This window comes from Methylocella silvestris BL2, assembly GCF_000021745.1.
In the GTDB taxonomy this organism is placed as follows: Bacteria; Pseudomonadota; Alphaproteobacteria; order Rhizobiales; family Beijerinckiaceae; genus Methylocapsa; species Methylocapsa silvestris.
Genome location: NC_011666.1, coordinates 2,358,915 through 2,369,232, shown reverse-complemented (window position 1 = coordinate 2,369,232; position 10,318 = coordinate 2,358,915). Strand labels below are relative to the sequence as shown.

Sequence of the window (10,318 nt, the reverse complement as noted above, 5' to 3'; positions counted from 1 at the left end):
CGGCAGTCCGGAGCATGAGCAAGGCTTCGGGCTAGCCGCCAATCGGGACAGGCATCCCTTGTCCTATCCTCTTAGCCATCTGAGCCACGCCGCCTTTCGCCGGAAACCGCTGGCCGCCGAATGAGGCCCCCGCTCAGTTGGATGGCCGGCGGCTTCCAGGATCAGGTTCGCAATCGCGTCAGGATGCGAAATCATGGAGAGATGGCTGGACTTCACTTCGATGGTCTTGGCGCCCATCCGCTTGGCCATAAATCGCTCGAGGTCTGGATCGATTGTGCGATCCTCCGTTGAGACCGCGTAGAAGCTCGGCTTAGACCGCCAAGCGGCATGTTCGGTCTTGCCGGTCAGCAGCGCTTTCTGAAACGGCTCCTGCACAGCATAGAGCACCTTGGCCTTAGCCTCCGGAATGTCTCCCGCGAAGTCCCGGAGGAACGCTGCCTCGCTAAGGCGCCCCTCATCGCCGTCAAAGACAATTCCGGCCGACGCCGGCGGCGTCGGGTATTTTTTGGCGAGGGCTGGATAGTCCTCGCCTGCATCCGGAGCCCGCGCGGCCACATAAACAAGCGCCGAAACGTTGGGATGCATGCCGGCCTCGGTGACGATCATTCCCGAGAAGGAATGGCCCACGAACACAGTCGAACCGTCCTGCCGATCCAGCACGCGCTGTGCCGCGGCGACCGCCTCTGGCAGCGTCGTCAGCGGATTTTGTACCGAGGTGACGTTGAGACCCTTTGCCTGCAGCAGCGGGATCACCTCGGACCAGCACGACCCGTCCGCGAAGAGCCCATGCACGAGCACGACATTTCGGGCCTTCGGAGTCGCGTTCGCAACGCCATGAGCGTAAACGAGCGTCGCCGCTCCCGCTGCCAGGCTGGTCATAAAAAAGCGTCTGTTCATCATGATCAAAATCCTTCTCCCTGTTCTCCTCCGGGTGACCGGAGCCGCAGGTTGATCTTTGGGCGCCAAGGTAGCCAGTCATTTTTGCTCTACCGATGCCCATCCGGAAGGCAGCGCCAGCCTGTCGTCGACGCGCGGTGGCCGATGGTACGACCGTTAGTCATCCTCAGCAGGCCGTTAAGGCAAAGCCGGTCGTGACTAGGCGGTCAGCTCATGTGGATTGCTACTCAGCTGGACAGATTCGGCGTCGCCTGGTGAAAAAGCTCGAGGAGGATGCCGTTGGCGCGTGTGGGCGTCAATCGGAAACAGGCGGCCCCTCGTCGTAAGACTCGAGGTCGATCACCTTCCCCTTGAAGACAAAGTAAACGACCAGTGTGTAGATGATTGTGATTGGGAGAACAATCAGGCCGGCGCCCCAAAACATAAATGCTTGACTTGACCGCGGCGCCGCTGCCTCCGCAATAGTTACCGAGAAGGGGATCATGTAGGGATAGAACGAAACAGCCAGGGTCAAGAATGCGGCAGCGAAGATACTGGCGCCGCTGAGAAACGGCAACAATTCTCGGCGGCGCCGGATTGAAACCGCCATGATCACGCAGGCGGCGATCCCCATCAGCGGAAACACGAAGAGCACCGGCCGTTCGCGCCAGCGGTGCATGACAGCAAGATCCAGAAGTAGCGAATAGACGAAGATGATGGCGAGGAAGGCGAGCACGCCCGCGAGAAGACTCGGCAGGATGCCAAAGGCGAGAGCCTGCACGTCTTGCGTCGTCTTTCGAGTCAGCCAGCCGGCGCCGAGCAAGGCATAGCCTACACAAAGGCCCGCTCCGCACAGCAGGGCGAAAGATGAGAGCCACCCGAAGGGTCCCCCGGCGTAGCGGCCGTTCTCGACCGGCAAACCCTCGACCAGCGCGCCGATCATCATTCCCTGGATGAAGGACGCAACAAGCGAACCCAGAATGAAACAACTATCCCAAAAAGCCCGGTGGTGCGGGCTCTTTTCACGAAATTCGAACGAGACCCCACGCAGGATCAATCCGGCCAGCATGACGAACACGGGCAGATAAAAAGCGGACAGCAGAATTGAGTATACCAGCGGGAACACGCCAAACAGGATTGTGGCAGTCACAACCAGCCACGTCTCGTTGCCATCCCAGACCGGCGCTATGGCGGCCAACATATGGCGCCTGCCGCGATCATTGGGCATCAGCGCAAGCAGCATGCCAACGCCGAGATCGAAGCCATCGAGCAGCACGTATAGCAGGATGGTGAAGGCGAGTACGGCCGTCCAGAATTCGGTCATAAATTACCCCTCGGTTGGACGATCGGCGCGGGGAATCAGGCTCGGCCTGTCAATGGGAATTGAAAGGGGTCGTTTTGGGTTACTTTCACCCGGCTCTGGCATGGGGCGTGACACTGGGCCGCGGCGAAGCAGGCGAAGGATAAAGGCGGCGCCAGCAGCGAAGATCACGCTGTAGACGACGGAGAAGATGGCTAGTGTTGCGGCAACCTCCGGCGCGGTAAGGAAGGGCGTTGCAGCATCCGCGGTTCGCAGCAAACCGTAAACGGTCCAGGGCTGTCGGCCGACTTCCGCGGTAAACCAGCCCGTCAGCGTCGCGATGAAGCCAATCGGAAAGGAAAGAAAGATCGCAATGAGCAGGCCGCGTTGTCCTTCGATACGTCGACGAACGATCTGCAGGCTGCCATACCATGCGAGCGCGAGCATCAGCAGCCCGCATCCGACCATTACTCGAAAGGCGAAGAAGGGAATCAACACTGGCGGACGATCTTCGGGAGGAGAGCTCTTAAGACCGACTTCCTTGGCGGTCAGGCTCATCGAGCCGATCAGGCTGCCGAGATAGGGGATGCTGATCGCATAGTCATTCGATTCGGTCTTTTCGTTGGGCCAGGCGATCAAAACTTCGGAAGCGGGCTGCTCGTCATTCCAGCGCGCCTCGATGGCTGCGAACTTGGCTGGCTGCTTATCGTGTGTGTAGTCGCCGACGAGATGCCCGACCAGCATCTGCGCTGGCACCAGGACCGCAGCCAAACCGAGAGACATGCGCAGCATAATCTCGGCCTCAGCCTTGAACGCGCCGCGCAGCAGATGCCACGCCCCGGTCGCAGCGATACAGAAGGAGGAGGTGATATAGGCTGCCAGCAACATGTGTGGAAATCGCACCCACACCACGGAGCTGAAGATGATATCGAACCAACTGGTGGGCTCGAACACGCCCGACGGCAGCTCTTGGTAGCCTACCGGCCATTGCATCCAACTATTGTTGACCATGATCCAGAACGAAGACAAAGTCGTTCCGAGCGCCACCATCGCGCAAGAAAAAAAGAAAAACCATTTTGGCACGCGCTCCCTGCCAAACATCAATACCCCAAAGAAACTGGCTTCAAGCGCGAAGGCTGTGAAACTTTCATAGAGCAGAAGCGGACCCTGGATGGCGCCAGTTCTTCTGGAGAGTTCGCTCCAATTGGTGCCGAACTGGAACGCCATGACGATGCCCGAGACCACGCCCATCCCAAACGCGACCGCGAAGATTCCGCGCCAGAAGTCGAACAGGCGTCGATAGACGGGCCTTCCGGTGACAAGCCATCGCGCTTCCAGCACGCACAGCCACGCGGCTAACCCGACCGTGAAGGCCGGGAAGATGATATGGAAAGAAATTGTTACCGCGAACTGGATGCGGGACAGGAGCAGCGCCGTGATATCCATCGGGATGGATCCCTCTTGAGTCCCGGAAAGAAAAAGCCAATGGGGGCGTGAAAGTTCACAAATCCCGCAAGGGCTAAACACCGGCGCTTTAAGGGATGTTGTCGATCACCATCTCCCAGACATCGTGCCCTTTGCCCTGCAGCACCGCCTTCGCGCTGTACACGGCCATTCCGATGATAGCGTCGGGCTGCACGAAGGGCGTGGGGGGCATCACCAGCTCCATAGGTTTAACCTTCACATGCAGCAGCGCCGGTCCTTTCTGGGCCAGCCATTCCTGCACCGCCTCCTCCAACTCGCCGACTTTCGATATGCTTGCGCCCCACAAGCCCATCGCCGTGGCTACTGCGCCGAAGTCGGGATTCTTGAGATCCGTAAAGACCGGGACCAGTCCCGCCGCCTTTTGCTCGATATCGACGAAGCCAAGCTTGCCGTTGTCGTAGACCGCGATCTTGATCGGCAAATTCTCCTGCACAGTTGTCAGAAGGTCGCCGAACAGCATGGCGAGCCCGCCATCCCCGGACAACGAGATCACCTGGCGGCCAGGCTGGCACTTCTGCAGTCCGAGCGCCGACGGCATCCCGCCGGCCATGGTGCCATGCAGCAGGCTGGCGAAGGTGCGCCGCTTGCCAGCCGTGTCAATATGGCGGGTCATCCAAACGGTCGGCGTGCCATCGTCGGAGGCAAACAGCGCGTCTTCAGCGGCATATTTGTTGATGACCTTGGTCAAATGGACGCCAGAGATGGCGGCGTCGCCATGCTCCGGGCGTTCAGCTTTGTCTGTTGCCTTTTCCTTGTCGTAACGATGAAGGCAGGCTTTCAGGAACGCGTTGTCGGGATGCTGCCTGATCCGAGGCAGCAGGGCTTCCAGCGTCGCCGCGATACTGCCGACAAGACCAATCTCGACCGGATGGCGTCGTCCAAGATGAGTTGGATTGATGTCGATCTGAATAATCCTGGCGTTGTCCGGGTAGAATTGCCCCCACGCGAAATCTGCGCCAAGCAGCAGCAGGACGTCGCAGTCCAGAACAGCGTGATAGCCGGGAGCGCCGCCGATAATGCCGGTCATTCCGACATTGTAAGGATTGTTGTACTCCAGGAAGTCCTTGCCGCGCGAGGTGTGCGCCATCGGGGCCTTCAACTTGGCCGCTGTCGCCACGACTTCGTCGTGTGCGTTTTCACAGCCGGAGCCTGCATAGATGGTGATCGCTTCGCTCGAGTTCAGGATGGCGGCGATCGCTTCAAGGTCGGCGTCGCTGGGGCGAACTACGGGGCGACGGGTGTGAATGGCGTAAGGCGGCTCATCGGGGGCTGCGGCATTGGCTACATCGGCGGGCACCACGAGGACGGCCACGCCCTGTTTCGTCAACGCAGCCTGGCAAGCAGCGACTGTCTTGCGGCGGGCATGCTCCGGGGTCAAAATCATGTCGCAGTAGACGCTGCAGCCCCTGAAGACATCCTTGAAATCCACCTCCTGAATGGAATCGAAGCCAAGGTCGCGGCGCACGATCTGGGTCGCAATGAGAACTACCGGGGCGCGGTTACGATTGGCCTCGTAAAGGCCATTGATGAAATGGAGACTGCCGGGGCCACAGGTGCCAGCGCACGCAGCCAGACCTCCCGTCAGCTGCGCCTCAGCGGCGGCAGCGAAAGCGCCTGCTTCTTCATGCCGCATATGCACGAAATCGATGCTGCTGCGATCGATTGAATGCGCGATCTGGTTCATCGTGTCGCCGACGATCCCGTAGCAGTTCTTGACGCCGGCAGAAACAAGCGTCTCCACCAATACGTCGGCAACTTTCTTGCTCATTTCTGTACCTTTTATTGACGATGGCCGTTGGAAACACCGACGATGTCCCGCATTGTGTCCAGGGCTCGTGGATCTCTAGGCGATGTAGTTCTTCAGAACCGGGAGGTCTGTCACGGAGTAAGCCATGCCGAAGCGATAGCCGCGACCAACCCGTAGCGGCGCAATCATGTGCATGTCCTCGCCTGCTACGACGGGTAGCGCCAGTTCGGCGGATCCAGCCCAGACATCCGTAAATAGCAGATCGTCCATCAGGGATAGAACGAGTTCGTCGACGGCAGGTCCTTCACGTCGGCTTGCGGCCAAGTTTGGGAAGTAGCGACGCATAGTGGTTGGGCGGCTGAAAACAGATCGCGCATCATCGATTTTTTCCTCCAGCTGAATGCGGGCGGTCGCCATGCGCTCGCCATGCGCCGAAATACTGGCGCCGAAGCGGCTTCCCCTGACGATCGGTGCGGCGGCAAGACTTGGCGCAGCGAAGCTTCGAGTCTGAAAGATATTGCCCAATTTGGCAGGATAGCCTTGGATCCAGCAGCGCGTAATGGCGGCGTCATTGTTCACAAAGCAGTATGGGCAATGATTGACCTGCCGTCCGTCAAGGCGCGCCTCGATGAGCACGAGAGCCTCTCGGTACTGATAACGGGCCGGATCGGTCACCTCATCATTGGAGCCTGTGAACTGCCAATCGATGAACCAGAAAAAAGCGCGTCCGTGGGAACTCTCGTCTGGTGCGAGACCGGGCGGCAGGAGTGCGGCGACAGCGAGCGGGTCGGCCCAATACTCGATGGCAATGCAGTCGCATGAATAGTGCCAGGGAGGCGCCGGCGTTAGCTCTGAACGTCCTTGCGGGCTGAGCGGAACCGTATAGCCCATGAGCATATCCGCACAAATCCTTCCTGACCCTCGAGCCACTTACGTTCGTTTGGTCGCTCATGAAAGGATCGCGTCAGACTGCCCTCAGCGCGAGTTTTACGTTGGTAAATTTTGTAAAGAAAAACTTTTTCGGAGCATTCGCTGATTGGCGTACCCCAAAAGCCTCCTGATTAACCCCCGCCGTGCTTCGCGATCTGCCTCGATAAACGAGGAGAACGCTTTCTGACATGGTCGCCAGCGCCTGACGAAACGCAGATGCTTCCGGGGTCTAATTGCGGCAACAGGAATACAGAACAGCACGACAAGAGGCCTGCGTAACGTCTCGACCTTCGCGTTTTTAATAGCAGACAGCTTGACAGCAGAATAAGCACTTATTGTTAGCGGCCGATAATAGACGGGCGGCATTCCTCCAGAAGGAGGCGCGCGGCGGTTAGATCGTGGGTCGCGAATCCTTCCGTGAACCGGCCATAAATCCCCTCCAGCATCAAATACGCAGCGTCGCTCCTGGCATTCTCGTGCCACATTCGCGCGAGAGGGATTGCGGCTTTAAGCTCCCACCCGAGCGCGGATTGCTTCCTGGCGCAATCTATGGCGCTGAGGAGCAACTGTTCCCCTCCAGCGCTCTCCGGCTCCGGTAGCATAAGCAGGATCTCGCCATGCGTTCGCAACAAATCTGGCCGCCAACATTGTTCGTCAACCCGCTCAGCGCGCGTGAGCGCAGCATGGAGCACGGACCGCGCTTCCTCTCCCCGCCCTGCGCTTGCAAGCGCTTTCGCCAATACGCAGCATGTCGATGAGGCTACGATGTGGTAAGAATCAACAAGCATTTCCCTGTATGCGTCTTGTAATATTTTCAGTCCCTCTGACACATCGCCATTCGCCAGGATGAGTTCGCCTTTTTGCGCGCGAGCAATGGTCTGAAAGACAGAAAGCGAGTATTTGGTTGCATGAGCGATGGCGACCTCGACGAGTTCATCCGCAGCTACAAGATCACCGCACCACAAGAAAACAGGAATAGTATAGACGAGCACGAAACAATAGGAAACATGATGGCGGTATCTCGCCATTTGACTGATCGCCTGACGCGCAGAGTCTAAAGCTTGATTCGGAAAACCCTGAAGCCATAGCGATCGAGCGAGGGCAAATCGAGCGCGCGCTTCACTCAGTAAGTCGAACTGCTTCAAGGTCGCGTGTGAAGCCAGCCGAAAGCCAAGGTTACAATGGCGCAGCGCGGCCGCCTGATCGCCCGAAGCGTGATAGGATGCTCCCAGCATCCACTCGGCCAGCACTTTCTCAACAGAGCCCCCTGCGCGGTCGGCCAGGGTGGCGCTTTCCTTCGCGGCCGCGAGCGCTCCTTTGAAATCGCCACGGCGAGTTAGGACAACATTAAGGTCCGCGAGCAAATTGAGTTGACTACGAGTGTCCTGAAATTTCGTGGATAAACCGAGGGCATGGTCAAATATCGCCCTGACGTCCTCGATATCGCCCGTAATATACACTGCCGAGCGCGCAAGCAAGTACGCAAGCTGAAGTTCTCGCCGGGCGCCTCGCTCGCTGACACTCAACTTGGACATGGCCCGACGGCACCATCGCTGGCACTCGCCGAATTGCGACAGTCCCAGAAAGAGGGGGCCCGCTAGGGCGGCGAGTTCGAGTCCGATCGATTCGTTGCCTAAACTGGAAAAACTCCATGCCAGCGCTTTGCGAATGTTCCCGAGGTGAGGTATGTAGTTCGCCGCTTCGCGGCCATCAAACTCCGAACCTCCGTTTGTGACTTCTTTGAGAAAGTCAACAAAGAACGAGGCGTGTCTCTCAGCGACTGCCTCCTCATGGCCACGATCCTTGAGCATAGAAGCTGCATATATTCGGGTGGTATCCAAAAGCCGGTAACATACAGGTCTGCTCGTTGATGAGACGGAGACGAGAGACTTATCGACAAGGCCGCTAACTGCGGCGGCTAAGCCCTTCGTTTCTGCTTCGACGGGTCCTGCGACCGCTAGTACCGCACGCCAGGTGAACGTGCCGACAAAGACTGACAGCATGCAAAGAATTTGCTGCTCATCCCGCGACAACAGTCTGAAGCTCCAGTCCAGCATCGCCTGCAGCGTTCGGTGTCGCGGCGCGGCGCTCCTTAGGCCTTGCAACTGCAGCGCAGCATCGTGATCGAGAAGATCGGCGGTCCCCAGGATGCCGTAGACCCCGACCCGGCTCGCAGCAAGCTCGATTGCCAGGGGGATGCCATCTAACCGACGGCAGATGTCTGCCACAATCGGCGCATCGCTGTCACTGAGTTCAATCGAATAACCGGCAGAAGTTGCCCTCTCCATAAAAAGCTGAATGGCTGGTGAGGCAATTGCCTCGTCGGCCGAAGGTGTGTCCTTAGCCGGGCCTTCGAGTGCCGATAGCAGATACGCCTCCTCGCCCTCGATGCGCAACGCCTCTCGGCTGGTCGCCAAAAAGCGCCCCGAAGGCGCTCCGCCGACGAGACGCGCGGCCAAAGGCGCGGCGGCCTCTATCACATGCTCGCAACCGTCAAACACAATGAGAAAGTGCTTGTTGGCCAGAAAGGCAAGTATGAACGGCTCTGGATCAACACCCGGGACGGAACAGCCGATTGCGGCCGCGACGGCGCTCGCCACGTCTTCCTTATCTGCGATCGAGCTCAGGTCGACAAAAAACACCGAGTCATCGCCAAAGTGTTGGCGAACCGCGTGGGCAACCGCGACCGCCACAGTGGTTTTTCCGATGCCGCCTGGTCCAATTACGCTAATGAAACGCTTCGACAAGATTTGGACAGACAACTCCGCGACGGTCCCGCTCCTGCCGATCATCGATTGCAGCGGTGTCGGAAGGGAGGGCTGGCGTTCGGAAATTACCGTGGCGTCGATGGCTACGGCGCCTTCGCGCGCTAAGCGGTACAGCGGCGTCACGATGGAATAGCCGCGCCGCGGCACGTTTATGACATATCGTGATCCCTGGCTGTCGTTGCCCAGCACCCGACGAAGTGTCGCGATGTGCACACGAAGATTGGGTTCCTCAACGATTGTTTGTGGCCAAACGCGATCGAGCAGTTCCTGTACGCTTACGACCTCGCCTGCTCGTTCGATCAGGGCGATAAGTATGTCCAGGGCCCTGCCACTGATGGCGACCGGCGCTCCATCTCTAGAGAGCAGCCGCTCGCTTGCAGAAAGGCGATAGGGGCCAAAAAGCACCGCCTCTCCGCTCAATGGTTCGGTGCGATTTGCCATGATACCCGCGCTCGCCGTCCTGTCCTCACTTCACGGCAGTAATCCCAACGTGTGGGCTGCCCGAAACATATCAGCATTGCGTCGAGGCTCCGCGATCGCGCTCGACATTGAGGCGCTTGGGCGACTCCTCCCATAGCGCCTGTTTACGTATTTCAGGATCACCGTCGCCGCCGGGCCTACATTTCCGATATCCCGACGGCGACCAGAGTTTTGGCGTCTCGGCCTCATGCTGGAAGCGTTGGCGGCCGGATCGTCCGTTAAACCATGTGACGCACCGGCGGCCATGGCTCGGGGTAGCGCGCTTGCGACCCGACACCGGGATCAGGGCAAGCCGCCGCTCCGGGGAGATCAGGAAAGGCTCAGCGACGTTCCCGAAGATAGCGCTTATGTCGAAGATTTGGCAAATCGATGATATCGACGAAAGAAGCGGCCGCCGGCTCCGCATTGCGGATCGTCGAGGAATGGTGGCTGGCGGCGGCCAGACCACCTCCTGCGAGCCTCGACAGCCGCGGGACCGGACCAATGGGGGCCTGCAGATCGCAGGTGCGGCGGCTTGAGAAGCGCGCCCCAAAGCCATCGGCAATGAGATACTTTATAAGGCTTTCGTCGAGGCGCAGGCAAAAATGGATCTTCCGGTCCGCGTCAGTGGCCAGACCCGGGTCTCAAGCTGCTTGCAGCGAGAGATGGTCCATCCCATCCGCCGCGACCCCGGTATCGATTATGCTTGAGGATAGCAGCTCGTTAGGCAAAGAAATGGCCAAAACGGCAAAC

Annotated in this window: 6 protein-coding genes; all 6 read right to left on the bottom strand. The window is 59.0% G+C overall.

Going from position 1 to position 10,318, the window contains the following annotated elements; all coding sequences use genetic code 11:
* Positions 1-63: 63 nt before the first annotated feature.
* Positions 64-903: an alpha/beta fold hydrolase gene (locus MSIL_RS11180; protein WP_083772307.1), complete on the bottom strand. Its 840-nt coding sequence runs from the start codon at positions 901-903 to the stop codon at positions 64-66.
* A 289-nt stretch (positions 904-1,192) separates the two neighbouring features.
* Positions 1,193-2,200: a cytochrome d ubiquinol oxidase subunit II gene (gene cydB / locus MSIL_RS11175; protein ID WP_012591194.1), complete on the bottom strand. Its 1,008-nt coding sequence runs from the start codon at positions 2,198-2,200 to the stop codon at positions 1,193-1,195.
* A gap of 3 nt (positions 2,201-2,203) precedes the next feature.
* A complete protein-coding gene (locus MSIL_RS11170; protein WP_012591193.1) occupies positions 2,204-3,622 on the bottom strand; it encodes a cytochrome ubiquinol oxidase subunit I in 1,419 nt (472 codons plus the stop codon).
* 88 nt (positions 3,623-3,710) lie between these two features.
* Complete coding sequence (locus MSIL_RS11165) at positions 3,711-5,429, bottom strand: ubiquinone-dependent pyruvate dehydrogenase (RefSeq protein ID WP_012591192.1); 1,719 nt, start codon at positions 5,427-5,429, stop codon at positions 3,711-3,713.
* A 75-nt stretch (positions 5,430-5,504) separates the two neighbouring features.
* Positions 5,505-6,299: an acetoacetate decarboxylase family protein gene (locus MSIL_RS11160; protein WP_244406114.1), complete on the bottom strand. Its 795-nt coding sequence runs from the start codon at positions 6,297-6,299 to the stop codon at positions 5,505-5,507.
* A gap of 377 nt (positions 6,300-6,676) precedes the next feature.
* Positions 6,677-9,547 (bottom strand): ATP-binding protein, encoded by a 2,871-nt coding sequence (locus tag MSIL_RS11155; RefSeq protein ID WP_012591190.1) that lies wholly within the window; start codon positions 9,545-9,547, stop codon positions 6,677-6,679.
* Between the last annotated feature and the right edge of the window lie 771 nt (positions 9,548-10,318).